This window comes from Bailinhaonella thermotolerans (assembly GCF_003594875.1).
GTDB classification, from domain to species: Bacteria; Actinomycetota; Actinomycetes; order Streptosporangiales; family Streptosporangiaceae; genus Bailinhaonella; species Bailinhaonella thermotolerans.
The window spans coordinates 467,104-491,076 of sequence record NZ_QZEY01000003.1 but is presented as its reverse complement, the minus strand read 5'-3'; the positions used below and the strand labels follow the sequence as shown (position 1 = coordinate 491,076).

Annotated in this window: 21 protein-coding genes; 6 read left to right on the top strand and 15 right to left on the bottom strand. The window is 74.4% G+C overall.

Annotated features, from left to right (window positions below; translation table 11 throughout):
• Positions 1–57: 57 nt before the first annotated feature.
• From D5H75_RS11410 to D5H75_RS44050, 3 genes are read right to left on the bottom strand one after another with little or no spacing between them, the layout of a single operon-like run.
• Positions 58–660, bottom strand: coding sequence for a sulfite exporter TauE/SafE family protein (locus D5H75_RS11410; protein WP_119926348.1), 603 nt, complete (start codon positions 658–660; stop codon positions 58–60).
• Positions 615–1,064 (bottom strand): hypothetical protein, encoded by a 450-nt coding sequence (locus D5H75_RS11405; RefSeq protein WP_119926347.1) that lies wholly within the window; start codon positions 1,062–1,064, stop codon positions 615–617. The genes D5H75_RS11410 and D5H75_RS11405 overlap by 46 nt, the downstream gene beginning before the upstream one ends.
• Positions 1,061–1,735, bottom strand: coding sequence for a hypothetical protein (locus D5H75_RS44050; protein WP_119926346.1), 675 nt, complete (start codon positions 1,733–1,735; stop codon positions 1,061–1,063). Before D5H75_RS44050 ends, D5H75_RS11405 begins: the two co-directional genes overlap by 4 nt.
• A 301-nt stretch (positions 1,736–2,036) precedes the next feature.
• On the opposite strand from D5H75_RS44050, the gene D5H75_RS11395 reads away from it, so the two are divergent.
• On the top strand, positions 2,037–2,336 hold the full coding sequence (locus D5H75_RS11395) for a 4a-hydroxytetrahydrobiopterin dehydratase (RefSeq protein WP_119926345.1): 300 nt from the start codon (positions 2,037–2,039) through the stop codon (positions 2,334–2,336).
• A gap of 128 nt (positions 2,337–2,464) precedes the next feature.
• Here the strand turns inward: D5H75_RS11395 and D5H75_RS11390 are convergent, their stop codons facing one another.
• The 11 genes from D5H75_RS11390 to D5H75_RS11340 all read right to left on the bottom strand — a co-directional run bounded on the left by D5H75_RS11390 (position 2,465) and on the right by D5H75_RS11340 (position 18,536).
• Positions 2,465–3,907 carry a hypothetical protein gene (locus D5H75_RS11390; RefSeq protein ID WP_147425117.1) on the bottom strand — a complete coding sequence of 481 codons (1,443 nt, stop codon included), beginning with the start codon at positions 3,905–3,907 and terminating at the stop codon, positions 2,465–2,467.
• A gap of 283 nt (positions 3,908–4,190) precedes the next feature.
• Positions 4,191–5,294, bottom strand: a complete 1,104-nt coding sequence (locus D5H75_RS11385) for a hypothetical protein (protein WP_147425116.1) — start codon at positions 5,292–5,294, stop codon at positions 4,191–4,193.
• A gap of 157 nt (positions 5,295–5,451) precedes the next feature.
• The gene (locus D5H75_RS11380) at positions 5,452–5,847 is read right to left on the bottom strand and encodes a (deoxy)nucleoside triphosphate pyrophosphohydrolase (RefSeq protein WP_119926342.1); all 396 of its coding nucleotides are present in this window, start codon (positions 5,845–5,847) and stop codon (positions 5,452–5,454) included.
• Between the two features lie 48 nt (positions 5,848–5,895).
• Positions 5,896–7,032 carry a C40 family peptidase gene (locus D5H75_RS11375; protein WP_119926341.1) on the bottom strand — a complete coding sequence of 379 codons (1,137 nt, stop codon included), beginning with the start codon at positions 7,030–7,032 and terminating at the stop codon, positions 5,896–5,898.
• 5 nt (positions 7,033–7,037) lie between these two features.
• A complete protein-coding gene (locus tag D5H75_RS41465; protein WP_202638051.1) occupies positions 7,038–7,724 on the bottom strand; it encodes a hypothetical protein in 687 nt (228 codons plus the stop codon).
• A gap of 116 nt (positions 7,725–7,840) precedes the next feature.
• A complete protein-coding gene (locus D5H75_RS11365) occupies positions 7,841–10,168 on the bottom strand; it encodes a type IV secretion system protein (protein ID WP_242454146.1) in 2,328 nt (775 codons plus the stop codon).
• 95 nt (positions 10,169–10,263) lie between these two features.
• Positions 10,264–12,768: an ATP-binding protein gene (locus D5H75_RS11360; protein WP_119926340.1), complete on the bottom strand. Its 2,505-nt coding sequence runs from the start codon at positions 12,766–12,768 to the stop codon at positions 10,264–10,266.
• 16 nt (positions 12,769–12,784) lie between these two features.
• A complete protein-coding gene (locus D5H75_RS44045) occupies positions 12,785–15,901 on the bottom strand; it encodes a TcpE family conjugal transfer membrane protein (RefSeq protein ID WP_119926339.1) in 3,117 nt (1,038 codons plus the stop codon).
• A gap of 27 nt (positions 15,902–15,928) precedes the next feature.
• Positions 15,929–16,210 carry a hypothetical protein gene (locus D5H75_RS11350; RefSeq protein ID WP_242454189.1) on the bottom strand — a complete coding sequence of 94 codons (282 nt, stop codon included), beginning with the start codon at positions 16,208–16,210 and terminating at the stop codon, positions 15,929–15,931.
• Between the two features lie 80 nt (positions 16,211–16,290).
• Entirely contained in the window at positions 16,291–17,079 is a 789-nt protein-coding gene (locus D5H75_RS11345) for a conjugal transfer protein (RefSeq protein ID WP_242454144.1), read from the bottom strand.
• 728 nt (positions 17,080–17,807) lie between these two features.
• Positions 17,808–18,536 (bottom strand): GNAT family N-acetyltransferase, encoded by a 729-nt coding sequence (locus D5H75_RS11340; RefSeq protein WP_119926336.1) that lies wholly within the window; start codon positions 18,534–18,536, stop codon positions 17,808–17,810.
• A 219-nt stretch (positions 18,537–18,755) separates the two neighbouring features.
• Here D5H75_RS11340 and D5H75_RS11335 point away from each other — a divergent pair, with 219 nt between their 5' ends.
• The 5 genes from D5H75_RS11335 to D5H75_RS11315 all read left to right on the top strand — a co-directional run bounded on the left by D5H75_RS11335 (position 18,756) and on the right by D5H75_RS11315 (position 22,649).
• On the top strand, positions 18,756–19,865 hold the full coding sequence (locus tag D5H75_RS11335; RefSeq protein WP_119926335.1) for a sigma-70 family RNA polymerase sigma factor: 1,110 nt from the start codon (positions 18,756–18,758) through the stop codon (positions 19,863–19,865).
• 55 nt (positions 19,866–19,920) lie between these two features.
• Positions 19,921–20,412: a GyrI-like domain-containing protein gene (locus D5H75_RS11330; RefSeq protein WP_119926334.1), complete on the top strand. Its 492-nt coding sequence runs from the start codon at positions 19,921–19,923 to the stop codon at positions 20,410–20,412.
• A gap of 224 nt (positions 20,413–20,636) precedes the next feature.
• Positions 20,637–21,839, top strand: a complete 1,203-nt coding sequence (locus D5H75_RS11325; protein WP_119926333.1) for a helix-turn-helix domain-containing protein — start codon at positions 20,637–20,639, stop codon at positions 21,837–21,839.
• A 193-nt stretch (positions 21,840–22,032) separates the two neighbouring features.
• A complete protein-coding gene (locus D5H75_RS11320; protein WP_202638050.1) occupies positions 22,033–22,185 on the top strand; it encodes a hypothetical protein in 153 nt (50 codons plus the stop codon).
• Complete coding sequence (locus D5H75_RS11315; RefSeq protein ID WP_119926331.1) at positions 22,182–22,649, top strand: hypothetical protein; 468 nt, start codon at positions 22,182–22,184, stop codon at positions 22,647–22,649. Before D5H75_RS11320 ends, D5H75_RS11315 begins: the two co-directional genes overlap by 4 nt.
• Before the next feature lie 160 nt (positions 22,650–22,809).
• On the opposite strand, the gene ychF is transcribed toward D5H75_RS11315, so the two are convergent.
• Positions 22,810–23,898, bottom strand: coding sequence for a redox-regulated ATPase YchF (gene ychF / locus D5H75_RS11310; protein WP_119926330.1), 1,089 nt, complete (start codon positions 23,896–23,898; stop codon positions 22,810–22,812).
• Positions 23,899–23,973: the final 75 nt, after the last annotated feature.

Sequence of the window (23,973 nt, the reverse complement as noted above, 5' to 3'; positions counted from 1 at the left end):
GGGATCACGACAGGGCGGCGGCCGCGGCGCGGAGAGTGAGGAGCGCGCCGACGGCGATCACCGCGAGGGACGTCGTGACCGGGGTGAGGGACGACAGGCGGGAGAGCGGGCTCGCAGGGCGGGGCGGAGGAGGGCGGCCCCGATGGCGGCGATCAGGAGGCCGCTCGCGGCGCCCAGCCAGGCGATCAGGGTCTCGCCCGCGAGGCCGGAGAAGAGCGTGAGGGCGAGCCCGGCGAGCAGGACGCCCGCGGTGTGGGTGAAGGTCACCGTCAGTCCGACGGTCAGGGCGTCGCGGCGGCGGCCCCGGCGGCCGGCGAGGTAGGCCGCCATGACCGTCTTGCCGTGACCGGGCATGACGGCGTGGCCCGCGCCCAGGACCACCGCCGGCAGCACGGCCGCCGGCGCCGCCGGGAGCGTGAGGCGGTCCACGCCCACCAGGCCGGTGAAGGCCCGGTCCAGCGCCGCGAACGCCCGCCCGGGCCACCCCGCGTCCGGCGGCCCGGGCACGGCCGCGCCCTCCGCGGGCCCGGGACCCGTGCGCAGCGTCACGGCCCGCTGGTCCAGGGGCTCGGCGAAGGGGTCCGCCGGGTACCGCCGCAGCTCGTCCGTCGGGCTCACGGCGGGCACGGCGGGGCGCGCGAGCCGTACCCCGTCGCCCACCGCGTGATCTCCTGCCAGCCGGGGCGATCGGCCAGGTAGGCGTCCGCGAACACCACGGACCCGGGGCGGGCGAGCGCGGCCGGAGCCGACAGCACGCAGGTCAGCCGGCTGGTCCGCAGTCCTCCCTGACCGGGGGCGTAGGCGAAGGAGGCGGCGCCCACCCGCCAGCGCAGCGCCCGGCCGTCCACGCGCACCGTCTGCGCGGCGGCCAGCTCCGCGCACCGCCGTACAGCATGGGCCCGGGGGCCGCGCGCGGCGACCTCGGCCTGCTCCTGGAGGGTCGGCAGCTCGGCCGCGTCCACGACGGCCAGGTTCGCGACGCGGCCGGGCGACAGGCGCAGCCCGTTGTGGTGGTTGACCGTGAAGTTCCCCAGCGGATCGGCGAGCGCGAGCGGCACGATCATGACGGCCTCGCGAGGGCGGGCAGGCGGGGGTCGAACCGGGGGTCGGCGGCGCGCGACGCGGCCCGGGAGGCCCGGTCGTCCAGGCCCGCGGCCTTCTCGATCTCGGCCCGGTGGTACAGGAGGAGGGCGTTGCGCCACCCGGTGCGGGTCGCCTCGCGGGAGAACCGCAGCGCCTCGGCCCGCACGCCCGCGCGGTGCAGCGCCCAGGCGAGCGCGTCGGCGGCGACGGGGTTGGGGTGGCGGGCGTACTCGGCGCGGGCGTGCCGCACCGCCGCCATCGGGTCTCCGTGGTCGGCCTCGTACTCCGCCCAGGTCAGGTCGTCGCGCACCCCGGCCGCCGCCTGCACGCGCCGCGCCCCGGCGAGCAGCCGCCACGCCTCCGCCGGGGAGCCGCCCGAGGCCGCCAGCGCCTCGCCGTACTCGACGAGGTACTGCGGCGGCGGCAGCCGCTCCACGACGGACCGGTACCGCGTGACGGCCCCGGCCCGGTCGCCGCGCGCCGCCGCCACCCGCGCCCGCCCGGCCGCCGACGGCAGGTGCCGGGATACGGCTCGCGCCGCCGCGGCGTACTCCCGCTCGGCCCGGTCCAGGTCGCCCGCGCGCAGCGCCAGCTCCCCAGCCGGTGACGGCAGTAGGCCAACGTCCTCGGGCCGGAACGCGGCCCGCAGCACGTGCTCCAGCCACCGCCGCGCCCGCCCCGCCTTACGGCCGCCGCCCGCCGTACGGCCCGGCGCCCGCCGTACGGCCCGGCGCCCGCCGTACGGGCCGGCGCCCGCCGTACGGGCCGGCGCCCGCCGTACGGGCCGGCGCCCGCCGTACGGGCCGGCGCTCGCCGTACGGGCCGGCGCTCGCCGTACGGGCCGGCGCTCGCCGTACGGGTCGGCGCTCGCCGTGCGGGCCGGGGCCCGGGGAGTTCGAAGGGCGAAGAGGGAAGGATGCGCGGGATGGGGTGAATGGCCCTAGGGTTCGGGCATGAGCGACTTGCTGACTCCCGAACAGGTGGCGCAGTTCCTACAGGACGTCGAGGGCTGGGACGGCGGCCCGGAGCGGATCTCGCGAACGGTGGTCGTGCCCGAGGCCGAGCTGGAAGACCTGATCGCGCGGGTCATGGAGGCCGCCGACCACATCGACCACCACCCGGCGGTCGAGCGGGAGGGCGACCACGTCACCTTCGTGAACTGGACCCACTCCGCCGGCGGCGTGACCGTCCTGGACTTCGAACTGGCCCGCCAGATCAACGCCATCCTCGCCGGGGCCGACCCCAGCGCCTGACCCCGGACCCGGAGAACCCGGTCACGCGATTCCGCGCCCGCCCCGGCACCGCCCAAGCGGCTCGGCTCGGGCGGAGGCGGGGTCGCGTGATCGGCGCAGGACGGCGAGGCCCGCCGGCGGCGGCCGGGTCAGCGGTCGTGCGGGGGCGGCGGCTGCTGGGGTGGGTACCAGATCTGGACGCCCGGCGGGATGGGGCCCTGGTAGAGCGGGGGCTGGTAGACGGGACCCGGGTACGGGGCCGGCGGGTAGGACGGGTTCTGGTAGACCGGGACCGTGTAGACCGGCGGCGCGGGAGGCTGGGGGTCCTCGGGCGCGGCCTTCCGGCGGCGGTGGCGGGCCGGGGGACGGGGCCCGGCGGCCCGTACGGCGGCGGCGTGGGCGACCTTGCGCAGCTTGCCCTCCATGAGGAGGATGCCGAAGATCACGAAGAGGATGACCGCGAGGCCGGTGACGCTGGCCTGGCGGCTCAAGGTGATCTCACTCTGGCGCCGGCTGTCGGCCTGGTCGCGGACCACCAGTTCCTTGCTCGACGCGGTGTTCTGCTGCGGCTGCTGCTGCTGTTGCTGCCCCGGGCCCGCCACGTTGGGGTCCTGGCCCTCCGGCAGCCTGATGTCGTCGTCGGCCCCTGGCGCTGTGACGTCGCCGCCGCTGGGCGCGGGGTCGGGGTTGGTGACGCCGTTGTTCCCGCCCGGCGTGTTCACCGAGGGGTTGGTGCCGCCCCAACTGCCGTCGCCGCCGGTCCCGGTCCCGGGCTGGCTCGCGGGCTGACTCGGCGTCGTGCTCTTGCCCGGCTTGGGCACGGGCGGCGCGGCCGGCTTCGTGGTCGCGGGCTTGGTGCTCGCGGGCTTGGTCTGCCGGGGCTTGGCCGGCGGCGGCTTGGCGGTCACCGTGTGTGTCGGCGTGATCGTGACCGTGGTGGTGATCGTGACGGTCGGGCTCGCCGTCGCCTGGACCTGGCTCGGGGCCGGGGTCGGGGACGCCGACCCGGTGACCCCGAAGTCCCTGCCCGGGTCCTCGGTCTGCCCGGTCCCGCCGGTGAACGGGCCGGGCGGCGTCGTGCGGGTGCCCTTGACCTGCACGTCCACGCTCTGCGTCGCCGTGATCGAGTTCGAGGCGCGCGCGCTCGCCGTGAACTTCAGCGAGCCCTGCGCGCCCTGCGGCACCAGCACCTCGACCGGGATGTCCACGGGGGCGGACAGGTCGCCGAGCGTGCAGGTCGCGCCGCTCGGGGCCGAGCACAGCGGGGCCGGCGTGACGCCGTTCGCCCCGGTCACCGAGAAGGTGACGCTCGCGCCGCGCGCCGCCTCGCTCCCCGCGCCGGGGCTCACCCGCGCGGAGTACTTGACCTTGTCCCCGGCCCGCACGATCTGGTTGTTCGGCCCGGCGTCGGTGGCCTGGTCGAAGGGCTGGGTGCCGTCCTCGGCCACCCTCAGCTCGATGGACAGGCCCGCCGCGGCCGAGGTCGCGGCGGCGCTGGCGCTGATCGGCACCGCCGCCAGCACCCCGAGGCCCGCGAGGCCCCCGGTCGCGAGAAGGGCGGAGAGAGCTGTCGCCCGTGCCCGTCCTGTCACCTCGGGACCTCCGCGCTCGCCGGCTACGCAACGTCCTACATTATTTCCGCATATACACCATCCTCAAGATCCCACCAGAAATTCGCCCCGAATCGGAAAAACAACGGCCCCGCGGTTACGGAAATCCAGCGCTGAGGCCAGAGTGACCCCTCGCCATCAGCCCGGCACGGCCCGGAAGGGACCGGGGTCGGCCCCTTCACCCTCGGCGCGGCGCGGGCCGCCGGAATGGCCCTCCCCTGGACGCGGCCAGGCGCAAACGGGTGACGCCCCCGGCGCGGCGGGGTCAGGGGGCCTGGCGGGGGTCGCGGCGCAGGCGGGGCTGGAGGGTGAGGAGAAGCAGGAGGAGCAGGATCGCGACGGCCACCGTGACCGGGCTGCGCACGGCGGCCGTGGTGAACGCGATGAGCCGCCGGCCCGGCGTGGGGTCCGAGCGGTCCGGCTCGACGCTCGTGACGATGGGCGAACGGCCGATCGGGGCCTGGCCGGTGGGCGCGACCAGCGGCAGCGCGGGCCCGGCGGGCGGCTTGACCCTCGGCGGGACGGGCGGGCGCAGCTCCCCCAGGCCCGGCAGGGGCGCGGGCGCCGGGACGGCCGGGCGCGGCGGCCTGATCGGCAGGTGCGGCAGGGGCGGCATCGACGGGCGGCCCGGGGACCCGGGCGCGGCCCCGCGCGGGCGGCCCTCCGTGTCCCCGCCGGGGCGGGGCGCGGGCCGTTCCTGGACCAGGTCGCCGATTCCCACGTCCCCGTGGCTCGCGTGCGGCCAGGCGGGCGCGCCGTACGCCGGACCGGCCTCCGCCAGCCCGGAGAGCAGCTCGGACATGAACCCCTCGGGCGTCTCCCCCGGCCCCGGCGGTCCCCCGGGACGTGAGGGCCGGGACATCGCGCTCACCGGCCCCACGACGCGGACCGTGCGCTCCCGCGTCACGACCGGCGGCCCCCCGCTCTCGCTGAGCGCGGCGCGCAGCGTCACCGACGACGCCCCGCGCGGGACCCGCAGCCGCGCCTCGACCCGCCGCCGCCCGCGCAGGTCCCCCAGGTCGTACGCCACGGGACCGCGCCGCCACCGGCCCTCGCGACCCCGCCCGGCCGCCAGCTCCGCGTCCGGCGAGGCCGTCAGCGACAGCCGTACGGCACGCGCCGGGCGGCTCCCCGGGCGGGCCTCGACGCGGTAGAGCACCGAATCCCCCGCGCGCACGCGCCCGTCGCGCGGCCCGGTGTCCAGCCTGTCGTACGGCGGGGCGCCGTCGGCGATCACCTCGACGCGCAGGCTCGGCGGCGCCGAGGGTCCGGCCTGGACGGGCGAGAGGACGGCGGCGGGGAGGGCCGCGCCCGCGGAGACGGCGGCCACGAGCACGAGGCGACGCGCAGTGGCGCATCGTTCGCCCATGTCGCGCTCCCGTTCCCCCGATACGGATCAGCCGCAGAGATCAAAATACGATGAGTGCGCAGGTGATTACAATCAGCCACAGCAGGTTACTGCGGACAAACTCCCCCAGGACGCGCGATCGCTTGGTAGATCTTCCCCTTCCCGGCGCGCCGCCGGGTCAGCTCTCGGCCTTGCGCAGCCGGGGCTCCACGGCCTCGACGATCGGCAGGTCGCCGGGCAGCCACTCCACGTCGTACAGCTCGTCCGGGCGCAGCCACCGCAGCGCCAGGTGCTCGCGCGCCTCGGGCGTGCCGGCCACGAGCGTCGCGAGCCACACCCGCATCACGTAGTCGCCGCCCAGCCGCCAGTCGCCCCCGACGCGCGCGCCGAGCGCGATCTCCACGCCCAGTTCCTCGCGGCACTCGCGGATCAGCGCCTGCTCGTCGCTCTCCCCGGGATCGACCTTGCCGCCGGGGAACTCCCAGCCTCCGGCCAGCTCGGGCGGCTCGGCACGCTGCGCGGCCAGCAGCCGCCCCCCGGCGACGATCGCGGCCCCCACGACGAGATTGTCCATGGAGGCCTATTCTCCACGGTCGCGGGGGCCGCGCGCGTCACGTCCCGATCACGCCTGCCGCTGGGCGATCTGCCGCCGCACGGCCGGGTGGTCGAGGGGCCGGGTGAAGCCGACCTTGTTGGGCCGGTCGGTGTAGGACGTCACCTTGATCGGGCCGCAGCGGGTGCAGCGCGCCTCGATCATCTTGCCCTTGCTCACGACCATGCCGACGTGCCCGGGGTTGTTGGCGCTCGTGCCGGGCCCGGAGTTGAAGAAGACCAGGTCGCCGGGCCGTTCGGTGCCCGCCTGGATCTTCACGCCGAACGGCCACTGGCCGAACGTCGTGCGCGGGATCGACAGCCCCGCCTCGCGGTAGGCCATGTAGATGATCCCGGAGCAGTCGAAGCCGCGCGGTCCGGTCCCGCCCCAGATGTACGGCTTGCCGCGCTGCTTCATCGCGTACGCCAGGATCTCCTCCACGACGGGGCCCTGGTCCGCGCCGGGCCGGTCGCTCACGTCGCAGTCCTCGGCGGGCTTCTCCGGGACCGGGATGACGCCCTCGTTCGCGTAGTTCTTCGCGATCGCGAGGACCTGCCGGACGTACCACATCGCCCGGTTGTAGGCGAAGAGCGCCTGCTCCAGCTTCTGCGGGGCGCCGTTCCGCTTGAGCATCTTGGCCGCGGCCGGGATCGCGTCGGCCGGGTTGTAGACGTCGGCCCAGCCGTCCCCGTCGCCGTCGGTCGCGTAGCCGTTCACCTTGGACGGCATCTTGATCTTGGCCTTGCCGCCCCACGTGCTGATGAGGAACTGCATGGGACCGGCCGCGCCCGCGTGGTTCGTCCCGCTCTGGACGCCGGGCATGGTGGACCGCCCGTGGTCGCTCTCCCGCTTGCCCACGGCCGCCAGGACGTTCCACTGCACGCCGATCTCGCGGCCGGCGTCCTGGTAGAGCTTGAGGTAGTCGGCGGGGATGTCCGCGCGCGCCGTCCCCGACTGCGTCGAGTCCTTGGGTGGGGCGACCTCGCAGTCGGCGCCGCCGCCCACGAATGAGGGCAGTGTGCCCATGAACACCGGTGTCACGAAGATCAGGCCCACGAACATGGCCGCGATCACGCCCAGCGCGATCAGCGTCTTGTGCCCGTCGTCCGGCAGTAAACGACGCCAGGACCCTGAACCGATTCTGGCGCCGTGACCCTGTGTTCCCATCGGAATCACGGGACGCTTCCTCCTTGCCCGGCCGGTTGGTCAGCGGATGGCTGCACATCTCCCTCCTGGCCCACCGCCGCCGGCTGGATGTCGTGCACCCTCCATTCGGAGCCGACCTCCGTGACGGTGACGGCGTACTCCTCGACGCGGTTCTCGGTGCCCTTCGCCGAGGTGACGTGTTGTGTCGCGACCACCACGAAGACCACGGACCCGTCGGCCATGTCGCGGATCGACTTCAGGCGCGCGTCCCCCCGCGCGACCACCTGGTCGGCCCGCTCCTGCTCGATCGCGCCCGCCGACGACACGTCCCTGGCGAGCGTGGCCCCCAGCTCGTCGGTGGTGTACGCCTTGAAGCGCGCGATGCGGGCGGCGAGATCCTCGTCGTGGCGGAACGTCGTGTAGGCGACCGTGAAGGCGTGTGCCACCCCGGCGGCCTTCGCGAAGCGTTCCTTCGCCATAGGCAACAACGCGTAGATATCGAAATCGGTTTCGGTCGGCGGCGTCGAATTCGCCGTGGGCGGAGCCGTCGTCGCGGCCGAGGGCGACGGCGCCGCGCTCACCGCCGCGGACGTACGGCTGGCGCGCTGCCCCTCCCCCGGCATCATCGTGAGGTACAGGCCGACGGCGGCCAGCCCGGCGACGATTCCGGCGAAGGCGAGACCTCGTCGCCGGCCCTCCGTCGCTGCCACCATGACCCCTTCCCGCTCGCGCCCCGCCGCCGGGGGCGCTGAGACTCATGTCCTCCCGCGTGCGTACGGCCGCGCGGGGCGGGCCCCCGCGTCCGGCGGACCGGCCGCGGGGGCGTCGTTCACTTGTCCTTCTTGACCGGCCGCACCCAGAACGGGGCGGGGTCGCCGTCGTCGCGGCGTGAACCGCCCGAGGACAGCCACAGCGGCGGGGCCTCGGAGCCGCGGGACGAGCCGCCTTCGGAGGCGCGGGCCCGGCCACCGCCGTTCCGGGAGCCGCCGCTGAACCAGCCACCTCCCGAGTCTCCTCCACCGGAGCGTCCGTTGCCTCCGGATCTGCCCGATCCGCCCGATCCGCTGGAGCCGCCGGACCGCCGGGCCCCGCCTCCGGAGCCACCAGAGCCACCGGAGCCACTGGAGCCGCCGCCGCTCGCCCGGCGTCCCGTGGACGCGGTCGCGCCGCCGGACCTGCCGCGGCCGCCGAACCAGCCGCCGCCGGAGCCCGTGCCGCTCCCGGCCCAGCCGCCGCCACCGGAACCGCCGGCGGAGCCGCCGCCGGAGGCCGAGCCGCCGCCACCGCCGCCGGAGGAGGCCGCGGGGGCCGGGGACGCCGGCGCCCGGCCGCCGCTCGCGGGGGCGCGGCCCGGGCGCGGCGCGGGGACGGACGAGCGCGGCGTGGCGCGCCCGGACAGGTTGAGCGGGGGCGCCGCGCCGGTGCGGGCCGGGGCCGCGCCCCGGCTGGTCGCCCGCCGCCGCGCGCCCGACGCCTCGCCCTCGCCGCCGGCCTGGGCCGCCGCCTGGGCGCGCGCCGACACCTGGGCGCCGGCGGGCGCGGCCGCGCCGTCGTCGGCTCCGGCGCGGCCCCGGGACCGGCCGAGGGCCGCCGCGGCCCCGGCGAGGTTGGTCGCCATCGCGGCGGTCTGCACGATCGGTTCGGCCTTGCGCACGCCCCACTTGGCCGCGCGGTAGCCCGCCACCGGCGGGAGCGCCACGGCGGCGCGGGACAGGGTGGGCGCGGTCGTGGCGTCGCCGAGCATGCGCGTGGTGAACGTGCGCCCGTCCATGGAGGCGAACAGGTGCTGGAACGGCCGCCGGTAGAAGAACATCGCGATCGTCAGCAGCGCCATGAACATGATCTGCATGCCCCACGGCAGCGCGGTCGTCATGATCAGCGAGTAGCCGTAGATCAGCACGCCGAGCACGACCATCAGCACCGCCTGCCGCAGCAGCGTGCCGATGAGCATCTCCAGCCAGCGCATCGCGATGATCCGGCCGGACCCCGGGTGCACGCCGATGAGCAGGAAGATCGGGCCCAGGATCAGCAGCATCAGGAAGCCGACCTTGAGCACCAGCAGCGACACCGCCACCAGGAAGATCAGCAGGCCGGCGACCATGGCGGCGATCATCGCGCCGATGGCGATGCTCAGCCGCCCGGTCCAGTCCTTGCCCTGGAACAGGAAGTACGCCGGCTCGCCCTTCATCTTGTCGGCGACGGCCTCGTAGCGCTTCTGGTGCGCGATCGAGCCCGGCTGCTCCTTGGCCGCCTGCTCGGCCCGGTCGATCGCCTGGATGTCCAGCAGCGGGGCGCCGTACTCCTTGACGTACTTGCTCCTGGGGTCGGCCGTGCCGAACACGCCCATCAGCCAGGGCTTGCACACCAGCGTGGACCACAGCGCGTCGGCGTTCTTGTCCACCGTCGAGGCGTTCACCTGGTCGTGCGCGAGCGGCTTGGCGTCCGGCCCGGCGGTGCCCTTGGCGGGCAGGCACGAGGTGCCTGACGAGCCGGGCAGGCCCGCGAGGGCGGAGTTGACCACCTGGCCGGTCTTCTCCGTCACGGCGGTGCCGAGGCCGGTGAAGTCGCCGGGGCGGCTGAAGAACCAGATGGCGGCGGTCACCGCGACCACCATCCAGATGACGCCCTCGGTGGTGGTCGTCGCGCGTTTGCGGATCAGGCCGTACCACGCCAGCCAGATCGCGCCCAGGATCACGATGGGCCGCAGGTAGGGCCAGTACATCGCGTCGGCGAGGTTGCCCACGATGTCGTCCACCACGTCCTTGATGGACTGGAGCGGGCCCTCGGTCGCGGCGGCCTGGTACGTCGTGATCGTGATGCGGTCCACGGCCTTGGCCCACGAGAAGATCGTGTTGGCCCAGGTGTTGCCGAGCACCGCCGCGACGTCCTGGCAGCCCAGCTCGTTGGTGTGCCAGTTGAGCCCGGCCATGCCGTACATGCCGTAGTTGGTGGCGGAGCGGTCCGGCGGGGCCGCCCCGCTCTGCGCCGCCGCCGGGGCCGGGGCGGGCGGCTGCATCATGCCGTCCACGCCGCCGTCCACGATCTCCGGCGACAGGTCGCTGGACAGGTCGCAGGGACCCGCCGCGGACGCCGTGCTCACCGGGACGATCATGAACGCCGCGAACAGCACCAGCAGGAACGCCAGCCGCCTCCGCACCGGCTTCCCGCCCGTCCTCCGCCCTGTCCGCCGCGCCGTCTCCGGTCCTGTCTCGCCGCGCGCTGACGCCCGCGCCGTACGGCCTGGAGCCGTCATCACCGCACCTCCTGCGACGCCATCGCGGCGTCCTCGGCCCCGTCCTCGATCTCGGTCTCGGCGCCGGTCTCGGTGTACCGGTCCTCGTCGGGTTTCGCTCTGGTCGGATTGGTGTCCAGCCAGCGCAGCAGGTCGTCGGATATCAGGTCCACCCCGATGCGCCCGGCGCGGCCGTCGAGGTCGCGGAAGACGCACTCCCCGTTGCCCAGGTTGCGCAGCACGGCCTTGTGCTCCTCCGAGGGGTCCACGCCGAGGAGCGACATCACGTGGTCGACCTCGGTGCGCTCGGTGGAGCGGAAGGCGAAGACGGACGAGAGGCAGTTGGTCACCTGCTCGTTGAGCAGGTCGCCGGCGTTCTGCGAGACCAGCACGAGCGCGGTGTTGCGGGACCGGCCCATGCGGCTGACCTCGGGGACCAGCTTGGCGCCCTCCGGCGTGGACGTGATCGCCCACGCCTCGTCCAGGAAGATCGCCTTCGGGAGCCGCCGGTCCAGGCCGTTCATGAGCCGGCGGGCGAACTGGGAGACCAGGTAGAGCAGCGCGACGGACAGCCGCTGCTCGTAGGAGTAGTCGTCGCGGTTCACGGTCGAGTCGGGCAGCGTCAGCCCGCCCAGCGTGAACACCGTGGTCCAGCCCTCGGTGTCCAGCCGCTCGCCGCCGCTCGGGTCGAAGCAGAGCCGCGCGAGGTGCATCTCCGACATGGACCGGAGCACCGCGCCCAGGTTCTTCGACGCCGGGTCGTCGGACTCCTCCAGGTGGTCCACGACCCTGCCGAGCGAGGGGGACGGCTGGTTGGCGACCGCGGTGACCGCCTGGATCATCGCCGACTCGCGCTCCTCGGACATGCGCGGCAGCAGCAGCCGCAGCGTCTCGGTGGCCATCGTCTTCTTGGCCGCCAGGTCGTCGCCGAAGGAGAACGGGTCGAGCAGGCCGGGCGCGGCCGAGCCCAGCGGCAGCACCCGGGCGCGCCGCCCGCGCTTCTGGAGCAGCCGCACCAGGGACTCGGCGTCGCCCTTGGGGTCGATCACGGTGATCGTGACCCCGCGCAGCGCCATCTGGTAGATCAGCAGCAGGGCCAGTGTGGTCTTGCCGCCGCCCGGCTCCCCGGTGATCGCGATCGCGGTGGGGCGGTTGCGGGCCGCCGCCACCAGCGGGTCGAAGTGCACGATCGAGCGGGCCCGGCCCAGGGTCTCGCCGATGTACGGCCCCACCCAGCCGGAGTTGGTCTCGTCGGGGCGGTCGCCCAGGTCCACGGTCGCGATGGGCATGCCCCCGGCGATCGTGCGCAGCGGCTGCCGCTGGGCGTACGCCTGGAGGCGGATGCGCTCACCGGGCAGCGACTCGCACAGCAGCGAGAACTGGTCGCCGGTGGAGTTGACGATGTCGATCCCCAGGTCGCGGTAGTGCTCCACCACCGCCTCGACGCGCTGGGCGCACATCTCCTCGGTGGGCGCGGACACCAGCAGCCGGTGCCAGCCGTACACGAACGGCAGGCGCTCCTTGGTGATGCCGTGCTCCAGCATGCGCGCCGCGTCGATCTGCTCGGCGAGCGCGATCGGGGCCTCGGCGCCGGCCTCGCGGATGTGGATGTCCATGTCGCGGGCGTGGGCGAGCTTGCGGGCGACGTCCTTGCTGGCCTTGACCGGGGAGATCAGCCGCATCCGGCTGCTCACCTCGACGGGGAACGGCAGGGCGTCGGCGAAGTGGATCCACGGCTCCCCGTCGGGGAACGGCATCAGGTCGGGGAACCGCGCGAAGCTGAGGTACGCCTGCCAGGACTCGCCGCTGACCTGCTCGATCCGCAGCATCGAGCGGCCGTTGTGGATCTGGCCCTCGACCAGCGCCTCGATCTCGCCCCGGCCCCACCGCCGCCGCGGGCTGGCCGAGGGGGGCGGGTCGGCCAGGGACCCGCTGACCGCGTGCTGGAAGAGCCAGGCGACCTCCTTGGCGGTCGCGTGCCGGGCGAACAGCGCGCTGCTGGCCAGCGCCCGGCCCAGCCGCTCGGACTGGTCGGTCCACTTGGCGATCTCGTCCTCGGGGATCGCGTCGTCCTCCAGCCCCAGCACCTTCTCCGAGCGCTGGTAGAAGCCGAAGAGCTGGGCGAAGACGCCGTTCCCGAGCTGGGCGCCGCGCGGTCCCAGGCGTACGCCCAGGTAGACCTCCTTGGTCCAGAAGTCCTTCGCCCAGACGTGGCGGTACATCTCCTCCAGGTAGTCGCGCCACCCCGGGCCCTCGTCCGACGTGCGGTCGAGCGCCATCGCCCACTCCGCGGCCGGGTAGGTGCGGTGGGCGACGCGCAGGTGCACCTCGGCGTCGGGCATGCGGATCGCCGCCAGCGCGATCGTGATGTTGGTGGCGAGGGCCTCCCGCTCCTCCGGCGTCACGAACTCGTACGACACCGTCGGCAGCCGGTAGTAGGCCCAGGCGGCGTTGTCGGTGAGGAGGACACGGTCGTCGAAGTAGCGGACGGCGAGGCGGCTGCGGGTGCGCGCTGCCCGGCTCATCGTTCGCGCTCCGGTCTCATCGGGCCAGCTCCTGTTCGTGGTGGGGGGACGCGAACGCGGAGGCCACAACCCCGGCCAGGGCGAGGTACGCCCGCCGGGCGGGCGCGCGCAGGTGCTCCAGCTCGACCAGGCCGTCGTGGCCGGGGGCGAGCTGGTCGTCCCAGGGGATGCGCACGATCGCCCGGCAGCGGCCCCGGGCCACCGCCTCGGCCTGCTCGACGTCCGACAGGCTCCGCTTGCTCACGCCGTTGACCACCATGATCGCGCGAGAGCGGAGTTCGCCGCAGCCGTGACCGTCGAGCCAGTCGAACGTCATCGCGACCGCCTCCGGCGCGTCCTCGCTGGCCGGGGCGATGAGGATGAGCTGATCGGAATACGGCAGGACGCGAGCCGCCACCGCCGCCGCCGGATCCACAAGGATCATTTTGTAGTAGCGGTCGAGCACGCGGATAGCCCGATCGAGGTGTCCCTCGGAGAACAGAGATCTGTCGTCGTGGCTCGACAGCGCCGCGTGATCGTCGCCGGAGGCGATGACCTCCAGCCCGGACCGGGTGCGCGAGGTGTAGGCCCGCATGGTCAGGTATCCGCCGACCCCGTCGATCCCGGCCAGGAACGAGCCCAGCGACTCGGGGGACTCGGCGCGGATGCGCGTGGTCAGCGTGTGGGCGCCGCTGTTGGCGTCCACCGCCACGATCCGGTCCTCGCGGTGGTGGGCGAGGGTGTGCCCGAGCATCAGCGTCGCCGTGGACTGCCCCGCGCCGCCCGTGCAGCCCAGCACGACGATGCGCCGGCTGCCGTTGAACACGGTCTTGGCGCGCGCCTCGTCCACGACCTGGTTGTCGGGGGTGCGGCTGCCGCTGCCGACCATCACGCGCGCCAGCCGCCGCCACCCGCCCGTGGGCTCGGAACGGCGCACGACCGACTCCACCCGGCGCACGCGCGGCTCGAACGGCTCCCTGACCGGCGGCTGGGGGGCGGGCATCACGGGCCGCGACGCCGCCGACGGCTTGGCCGGCACCGCGCGGATGGACACGGCCGGGTCCTGCGCCGGGCGCCGCCCCGCCGCCCGCTCCTCGGCGGCCCTGCGGCGCTCCTCCGCGCGCAGCTCGGCGGCCTTGCGGCGCTCCTCGGCCAGGCGCTGTTCCTCGGCCAGGCGGCGTTCCTCCGCGCGCCGCGCCTCCTCGGCGCGGCGCTGCTCCTCGATCGCCTGCCGCCGCCTGCGGTGCTCGGCGATGCGGCGCTCCTCGGCCGCGCGCATCTCCTCGGCGGCCTTGCGGCGCTGCTCCTCGGCCGCGCGGCGGCGTTCCTCGGCGCGGCGCAGCTCCTCGGCCTCGCTGGAACGGTCCGCGCCGACCGCCCGCAGATGCTGCGGCGGCTGCCCCTTGCGGTACTGCCGCGAGACCGCGTCCTCGGCGGCCGCCTCACCCGGTTCCACACGCCCCCGCTCCCCGGGCACGGCAGGCCCGCCCGCGCCTTGTCGTTCCGTCTCGGGGCGCGCGCGCCGCGGCCCCGCCGTGCCGGGCGCTCCGGCGCGCCCGGCCCGGGTCTCCTGCTCGGCCCCCGGCCACTCGATCAGCCGCCGCTCGGCCGCAGGCCCCGCCGGGGATTCCACGGGGGGTTTCACGGGAGGGCTCACGGGGGGGCTCACGGAGGGGCTCACGGGAGGTTCCACGAGGGGTTCCACCGGGGGCTCCACCGGAGGCTCCGCCGCCTGCCGGGGGGCGGACGCGGCCGGCGTGGCGGGTGCGGCGGGCGGGACGGCCGGCCGGGCGATCGGCCCGGCGGGCTCGACGGCCGGCTCGGCCGGGAAGTCCGGACGGTCCGGGAAGTCCGGGAAGTCCGGGCGGTCCGGGCGGTCCGGGCGGTCCCGGCGGGCGTGGCGGGGCTCCGGCCCGGCGGCGGGGGCCGCCGGACGCGGGGAATCCGCCCCGGGACCGTCGTGGGGCAGCTCGCGCGCCGGTCCGGCGTGCCTCGGCGCCGCCGCGCGCGGGGCCTCCTGGGGCCGCGTGCCGGGCGACGCCGCCGCGCGGTCGTCTGAGGTCTCAGGTACGGCAGGGCCGGCCGCCGCGCGCCGGTCCGCGTCGTCGGGGCCCGGCCACTCGATCAGGCGGCGCTCCGGGGCCGGCTCGGCCGGCTCCTTCGGCGCCTTCGGCGCGTGCGGCGCGTGCGGTGCGTGGGGCGGGCGACGGTAGGGGCCCGTCCGGCCCTCGTCGCGGCCGTCGCCCGCGCGGTGCGGCTCCTCGCGGCCGTCGCCCGCGCGGTGCGGCTCCTCGCGGCCGTTGCCCGCGTGGTGCGGCTCCTCGCGGGCGGGCTCGGCGGCGCGGGCGCTCTCGTCCGCGCCGGGCCACTGGATGAGGCGGCGCTCGGGCTGGGGCCGGGGGGCCGGGGACGGGCCGGGGACGGGCTCGCCCGAGGGCGGCGGGAAGGCGCGGTAGTCGGCCTCCGCCGGCTGCGGGGCCCGGGGCGGGGGCATGGCGCGCAGACGCTCGGCCTCCGCCTGCCGCGCCTCTGGATCCTGGGCGTACGGCGGGCGGGGCCGGGGCAGGAGGTCGGGGGCCTGGTCGGGCCGGTTCCCCACGGCGGCGGCCGCCGCGGCCACGGCCGGCCGTACGGCGCGGGGCGGGGGCGCGGCGGGGTCGGCCGCCGGGTGCGCGGGGACCGGGCGGGCGAGCCAGTCCTCGGCGATGGTCTCCTTGGCCTTCTTGCGCGCGGCGAGACGGGCCTTGCGCCGCGCGGGGACGGGCGCGGGCCCGGTGAGGCGGGCCGGTCCGCCGCGCCAGATCCGGGCGGTGAGCTGGATCTCGGCGGGCTCGTCGGCGGGGGCCAGACGGCACCAGGTACGGGGCTCGGCGAGGTACTGGAGCTGGGACTGGAGCAGCTCGGTCAGCCGCTTGTTCTCGATGACCGGGCGGGTGGACAGCCAGGTGACCACGCCGGGGGGCACCAGGTAGACGACGTGCCAGGGGGCCTCGAAGGGGACGCCGACCAGCCGCAGGAGCAGCGCCCAGGGCACCATGACGCCCACGAAGACACCGATCCAGACCATCGGGAGCGGCATGGGCAGCCGCAGGTCGTACAGCTTGTACAACCGCTTCTCGATGCGCCAGATGTTGGTGTACGTGGGCAGATCCACCCGATGCCTCCTTTCTCCGCGGGTGCCTCAGTTACCGACGTCGATGCCGAGCGCCGCGGCGATGGCCTTCGCCGTGGTCTCGATGATGTTGGGCACGTAGAAGATCACGCCGATGCCGATCGCGAGCAGGATGAACTGCACGAACCTGGTGATCTCACGCGTGAAGAGGAAGAAGATCGCCACCACCGAGACGATGACGAGGAACAGCGGGCCGAAGAAGGTCCGCAGGAAGTCCGCCAGTCCTTCGGTGTTGATGCCGCCTGACGGGGGCGGGGGGGTCGGTGCCGCGAGCTCGACCGCCGTCTGCACGGTCTCCAAAATCACTTCCGGTCCTCCAGGGGAATTCGTTCAGGCGCAGGCCGCATGTACACACCCTTCTCGGTCATCGGTCAGCCCGCCCGGGCGGCGCCGCCGATGGACCTCACGTACCACTTGTCACCCTGCTTCTCCACGCCCAGGGCGTAGGTCTGCTCAAGGGTGGCCTGCCCGTCCGACTCCCCACTGGGCGCGCCCGTGGCTCCCGGCGCCGGGACGCGCCACACGACGGTGGCGTTGACTTCGCGCGTTGACCCTCCCGGAGGTACGACGACGTCCTTGAGCTCGGCGAAGACCATGGAGTTCCCGAGCCCGTCCAGGAGCACCCCGGAGGCCAGGAACCGCTGCAGCTTGGCTGGATCCCCCTCGGCGTACGCCTCGAAGAAGCCCCTGAGCTGGGGCTTCAGCTCGGCCTCGGCGAGGCCGTCGCGCGCGGCGGGGGGCGGCGGCGCCAGGGGCGCCGGCTTGGGCGCGGGCAGCAGGGCCGGCAGGCCCGCCACGACGAAGCGTGTGGACTTCTCGCCGCCCGAGCGGTAGACGGGCACGGAGAGCAGCATGCGGCGGCCGTTGACCAGCGCCGCGAGCACGACGGTGGCGTTGTCGGCGTCGCGGACGGTCACCTCGTGGACCTGGATCGCGCCGGCGGACATGCGCCCGTTCGCGTTCCAGCCGAACTGCTGCTGCGCCCCCTCGGGCAGGAACGGCGCCAGGCTCGCGCTCCTGTCCTCGGGCTTCTCCCCGTCGAAATTCAGGTAGACCCCGGCGAACTGCGTCGCGAAGGCCGCCGCGGCGCTGGTCGGGAATCCAGAATCGGGGGATGTCGAGGTGACTGTCCCGGTTTGTCCGGAAGGCTGCCGGGTCATCCTCTCAAATGGGGCACGGACCCCATTGACGACAATTACCACAATCAGCGCCCAAAGTATGGCGCGTCCGATCCAGAGCAGCCAGCGGCCACCGCCGCCGCTCCAGCGGAGACGCCGGGGGCCCCGGCCCTTGCGGCGCCCCTGGGGGGTGAGCCATTCGTCCTCGGGCACCCCGGAATCGTACGGCGACCGCGGGTACGCCGACTGCTCCGGGTCGCCAGCGGTCCGAGGACCGTGCTGAACGGTCGACCTGCGAGCCATCACGCCTCCGCTCGCGCCGTTCCCCCCGGCTGGCGCGGTGTCGTCATACTCTCGATCCTGTTAATCCATGGTGAAGTATTCACCTTAACGGTGCCCGCTACTTCTTCCAGGAAGGCCACGCTTGCACAGCCGGATGTCGTCCCCGGACTGACGCCGCGGACCGTTCGGACCCATACCGCTATGACCCCGCCACGTGGCCTGCCGGACCTCCGGGCTACGCGCAAAAGGCCTCCAATGCTGCGGGTCATGCCTGATTCAGGGCCGACAAAGCACGCTACGCCACACCCGCCCGATTGCTGGATTACCTGGGCGTTAGCCCTTCCTATCCCGATACATCCCCAACCTCTCTAGAGACGTGAGAGTCACCCTCCGGCACCGCTGAAACACGAGATGACCAGCGGAAACGGTGATACGGGAGAGAAGCGGCGAGTCTTGGGCGTCTCAGACCAGGACGGGGCTCGTACGTCTCAGACCAGGACGGTGAAGGAGGTGTCGGTGACGGCGAAGCCGAGGCGTTCGTAGACCCGGGCCGCCGAGTTCCCGTGGGTGACGGCCAGGCCCACGGCGGGCAGCCCCTCGGCGGCGGCGCGGTTCAGGGCGTGGCGCAGCAGGGTCATGCCGAGGCCGCGCGGGGCCTCCTCCGGGTGGCGGAACACCTCGGTGATCCACGGGCGGCCCTGCCAGTCGTTGACCAGGACCCCGGCCACGACGCCGCCGTCCCCGTCCACGGCGAGCGAGCTGCACGGCAGGAGCGGTCCCAGCAGACGGCCGGCGAGCAGCCCCGCCAGCTCCTCCTCCCCCGCCTCGCGGCTCCGCCCGGAGAAGTCGGGGTGGCCGGGCGGGTAGGCCGCCTCCCACGCCTTCAGCAGGTCGGCGACGGGCCGGTCGCACGGCGTGAACCGGAAGCCCGCCGGGGGCTCGGCCTCCCCCGCACCGCCCGGCGGCCGTTCCATCACGTGCGCGTGCCGGACGAGGCGGGCGCCCCGCCGTACCAGGTCCTCGCCCATCTCGACGGGGACGCTGAAGACCCAGCCCCGGTACCGTTCCAGGATCAGGTCGGCGGTCTCCGGGGGCAGCGCCCCAGCCCCCACGGGCTCCAGCACGTGCGCCCAGGGCCTACCGTCCCGGACGCCGCGCTGGTAACTGAAAACCGGCGCCCCGTGGGCGTCCGCCGCGATCTCCCGCTCAATGCTCATGCGTACACATGTACGGCACGCGCCGTGCGCCCGGCGACCTCTTTTCGGCCCTGCCCGGCCCTCCGGCGTACCCGATGAGGGCGGATACGGGCGAAAACGGGGGGACGCGGGGTGGTTCGCGGGGTCTTGGGGGTGATCGGGCGTTAGCCTCGGCGGCGCGGGGAGAGCGGGCGGGGACCGCGGGCGGGAAGGGCGGGAAGGGCGGATGGAGTGAGCGGGATGCCGGGGTCCGGGGACGGTTTCGGTCCGGGTTTCGCGGACGGTCGCGACGACGGTCCGGATGACGGCCTCGGGAAAGGTCTCGGGAAAGGTCGCGGGGACGGTCGCGGGGACGACGACGGGCACGGGCACGGGGACGGGGACGGGCAGGGGAACGGGCTCGGGGAGGTCGTCGGGTCGCGGGCGGAGGCGCACCGCGCGGCGCTGACCGGGTACTGCTACCGGATGCTCGGCTCGCCGGGCGAGGCCGAGGACGCGGTGCAGGAGACGTTCGAGCGGGCGTTCCGGCACCGGGAACGGTTCGACGAGGCGCGCGGGACGCTGCGCGCGTGGTTGTTCCGGATCGCGACGAACATCTGCCTGGACATGCTGCGCGGGGCGCGGCGGCGCGCGATCGCGATCGACATGGGACCGGCGGCCTCGGGGCCCCCGTCCGCGCCGCCGCTGGGCGAGGAGCACTGGGTGCGGCCGGCGCCCGACGCCCGGGTGCTGGACCCCGCCGACGTGGCGGTGCGGCGGGAGAGCGTGCGGCTGGCGTTCGTCGCGGCGCTCCAGTGGCTCCCGCCCCGGCAGCGCGCGGTGCTGATCCTGCGCGACGTGCTGTGCTGGCGCGCGGCCGAGGTCGCGGACCTGCTCGGGGTGAGCGCGGCGGCGGTCAACAGCGCGCTGCAGCGGGCGCGGGCCACCCTGGCGAGGGTGGACGTCCCGCCCGCCGACGTGCACGACCCGGACGACCCGGCCCAGCGCGACCTGCTCGCGCGCTACGTGGACGCCTTCGAGCGGTACGACGTGGCCGCCCTGGTCGCGCTCCTGCGCGAGGACGCCACGATGTCCATGCCGCCGTTCGCCTGGTGGCTCCAGGGGGCCGAGGCCATCCGCACCGCGCTCCTGCACTCCGACGGGACCTGTCAGGGCGCGCGCCTGGTCCCCGTGGCCGCCAACGCCACCGCCGCCTTCGGCCAGTACCACCCGTCGCCCGGCGGCGGCCACGAGCCCTTCGCCCTGGTCCAGATCGAGACGCGCGGCGGCCGGATCAGCGCCCTGACCACCCATCTCGACGCCGTGCCGCTGTTCCCCCTCTTCGGTCTGCCCGTACGGCTCCCGCGATGAGTCCGGCCGCGCTCCGCCGTACTGATGGGGGAAACCCGACCACAGGAGGAGTCGCATGGAACCGCGCGTCGAACACCTCGGCGAACAGCCCAGCGCCGGAATCACCCGCCACGTCACGCTGACGACGATGGGCCTGCTCAACGAGCGGGTCCCGGTGTTGTACGGCTGGCTGGGCGAGCGGGGGATCGCCCCGGCGGGACCGCTCTTCTACCGGTACCACGAGATCGCCGACGACGGCACGATGCGGGTCGAGGCCGGAGTCCCGGTGCCCGCCCCCGTCGAAGGCGACGGAGAGGTGGCTCCGGGCGTCCTCCCGGCGGGCCCCTACGCCACGGCCGGTCACCGGGGCCACCCCGACACCCTCTTCGAGACGGAGGCGGCACTGCTGTCCTGGACCCCGCCGCCGGGCCTGGCCTGGTCGATGACCCGCGCGAACGGCACGGAGCACTGGACCGCGAGACTCGAACGCTTCCTGACGAACCCCGAGGACCAGCCCGACCCCGGCGAGTGGGAGATGGAGTTCGCCGTCCTGCTGACCCGCTCCTGACACCCGCCCGGCCCGCTTCACCGACGCCACGACCAAGAGCCCCGCCCGGCATATCCCGAAAAAGAGGTCGGCCCACCGTCCCGGCGTCGGTGAAGCGAGACCAGGCCCCCTTCCCGGCCGTACGGCCGCCGCCTTCACGGCCCGGCCGCGCGCTCGTTCTCCCCGCATGCCCCCACGCCGCGCGACTAGCCTGAGGGTGCGACGGTTCAGGAGGTGCAGGGCCTATGTCCGATGACGCCACCCCGGACACGGTGGGAAAGCGGCTCGCCCGCGCCCGTAAACGGCGGAACTTCACCCAACTCGGTCTCGCCGAGCGGTCTCGTTACTCCCGATCGCACATCGCCCAGGTCGAGACCGGCCGAAAGGTCGCGACCCCGGCGTTCGTGGCGGGCGTCGCCGCGGCCCTCGGGGTGGACCCGGCGGAGATCTACGGCCAGCCCTACCGCACTCAGGGCCACGATGATCATGTGCACGCCGCCATCCCCGAACTCCGCCGCGTCCTGGTCTTCGTCGAGATCGGGCCGGACCTCGGCCGGGAACCGCGCGGCCTCGACACGCTGGCCGCCGAGGTGGCCACGATCCGGCAGCTCATGACCAAGGCCAAGCTCACGAAGATCGGGGCGCGCCTGCCCTCCGTGATCGAGGAGCTGACCTACTGGGCGCACGAGAACCCGGACGACCTGCGAGCGTGGGCGCTCCTGAGCCGGGCCCTCCGCGACGGAGTCAGTCTTACCCGTCGCCTGGGGTACGGCGGTGACGCCCTGGCGCTGCTGGAGTACGCCTCGGCCACGGCCCGGCGCGCCCAGGACCCGCACCTGCCCGCCCTCGTGGCGCTCGCGCGAAGCCTCGTTCTCATGGGCATGGACCAGCACCGCCCGGCGCTGGCGCTGCTCGATCGTGCCGCCGCCGACATCGACCCCGCGCGGCCGGACGCCGCCGAGGTCGCCGGAGCCGTCGAACTGCGCTCGGCGGTCATCGCCGCGCGCGCCGCCCTGGGCAGCGGCAACGACGGAGAGGCGTGGGAGTACTTCGGCAGGGCGGCCGAGCGCGTCAAGGCGGGGCCGCCGAACCCCGGAGTCCACGGGCTGGAGTTCTCCCCGGCCAACGTCGCCATCCACGGGGCCGCCGTCGCCGTCGAGCTGGGCGACATGGACGAGGCCACGCGCCGCGACCAGCGGATCGGCGAGCAGACTCTCGCCGCGCTGCCTCCCGAGCGACGTGCCCACCACGAGATCGACATGTCCCGGGTGCACGTGGAGACCGGCGAGTACGGCCGGGCCGAGCGCCGCCTCGCCGAGGCCGACACCATCGCCCCGCAGATGGTCACCTTCCACCCGACGGCGCGGTCCGTGGTGAGCCACCTCGTCGACGTACGCCGCACGCTGCCCGAGCCGTTGCGGCGCATCCACGCCCGCATGAGCGCATAGGGCCGCGCCGAAGGAAAGGCCCGCGTGTTCCAAGATGGAACATTAGGCGGGTGCGCCGCGCGCCAATGTGTGACCCGTGACACAGAGGCCATCGAATCCAGACGTAGAGATCACCGCGCTCGCCCCCGAGTTCCCCGGATGGATGATCTTTCGTAGTGACGCGGGGCGGTTCTGGGCGTCGCTGAGACGGGGGTTGACCGCTTACGAGATGGCGGAGTGCTGCGATCGGATGGTGGACGCCGACGATCCGGGCACGCTCGCCGAGAAGCTGCGGGAGCAGGAGCGGCGGCAGGCGGCCGCCGCGCGGTCCAGGAGGCTCACCCCCCGGATCAGGAGCGGGCCGTGACGCGCTGGTGGAACGATCCGAAGATCACCCTCGCCCCGGAGGACCTGCGCCGGCTGGAGGCCCTGGCGGCGCTGTACCCGCACTGGGTGATCACCCGGCACCCGGACCGGACCTGGATGGCGATGCGGTCCACCCCGCCGCCCCGCTGGCAGCGCGAGCGGGGACTCGTGGCCGGATTCAGCCACGCCAGCCTGGCCCGCCTGGCCGAGTCCCTGGCCGAGCAGGACCGGCTCGCCTCGACCCTGCGCCCCGGACTCCGGGCGCCCCACCAGGAGGAGACGGAGATGAGAACGGGCCAAGCCCGCGACATCGCCCCGGAACGACCGGAGACCCCCCTGTCCACGTCCCCCGACATCGCCAGATGGCAACGCCTCCTACGAGCGATGACCGACCGCGCCCGCGCCGACCGCACGGCCACGCGCACGACCGCCCACCCCCGCCCGGCGGCCGACCCCACCCCCTGAGCCATCAGCGGCCTCCCCGGCGGCCCGCCGACGCACGCACCAGCCGTACGACGCGCCAGCCGTACGGCACGTAGGACGAGGCGCGCGGGCGGGGACGGCCCCGCCCGCGCACCGGCGATCAGACGCCGGAGATCAGAGGCCGGAGATCAGAGGCCGGAGATCACACATTGAAGCGGAATTCGACCACGTCGCCGTCCTGCATGACGTAGTCCTTGCCCTCGATGCGGACCTTGCCGGCGGACCTGGCGGCGGCCATGGTCCCGGCCTCCATGAGGTCGTCGAAGGAGACCACCTCGGCCTTGATGAAGCCGCGCTGGAAGTCGGTGTGGATCACGCCCGCGGCCTCCGGGGCGGTCGCGCCCTTGCGGATGGTCCAGGCGCGGGCCTCCTTGGGGCCGGCCGTGAGGTACGTCTGCAGGCCCAGGGTCTCGAAGCCCACCCGGGCGAGCTGGTCGAAGCCGGACTCCTCCTGGCCGATGGACTGGAGGAGTTCCAGGGCCTCGTCGTCGGGCAGCTCGACCAGCTCGGACTCGATCTTGGCGTCCAGGAAGACGGCGTCGGACGGGGCCACCAGGTCCGCGAGGGACTTGCGCAGGTCCTCGTCGGTCAGCTCGTCGGCGTCCAGGTTGAAGACGTAGAGGAACGGCTTGGCCGTCAGCAGGTGCAGCTCGCGGAGCAGGGCCATGTCGATGCCCGCGGCCTTCGCGCCCGCGTGGAGCGTGGTGCCGGAGTCCAGCAGCTTGCTCGCCGCCTCGGCCGCCTCCAGGACGGGACGGCGGTCCTTGTTGGTCTTGGCCTCCTTGGTGAGCCTGGGGAGGACCTTCTCCAGGGTCTGGAGGTCGGCGAGGATCAGCTCGGTGTTGATCGTCTCGATGTCGCGCGAGGGGCTGACGTCGCCGTCCACGTGGGTCACGTCGGGGTCGCGGAAGACCCGGATGACCTGGCAGATCGCGTCGGTCTCACGGATGTTGGCGAGGAACTGGTTGCCCCGGCCCTGGCCCTCGGAGGCGCCGCGCACCAGCCCGGCGATGTCCACGAACTTCACGCGCGCCGGGAGCACGCGGGCCGAGTCGTACAGCTTGGCCAGCGCGTCGAGGCGGGAGTCGGGGACGCCGACCTCGCCCACGTTCGGCTCGATGGTGGCGAACGGGTAGTTGGCGGCGAGCGCGTTGGCGCTCTTGGTCAACGCGTTGAACAGCGTGGACTTGCCGACGTTGGGCAGACCGACGATTCCGATGGACAGGCTCACGAGCGCCGAGTTTATCCGTGCCCGGCCACTGCGCCCGCTCCCGCTCCGCGATCCGCCCCCTTCCCGCCCCGCCCC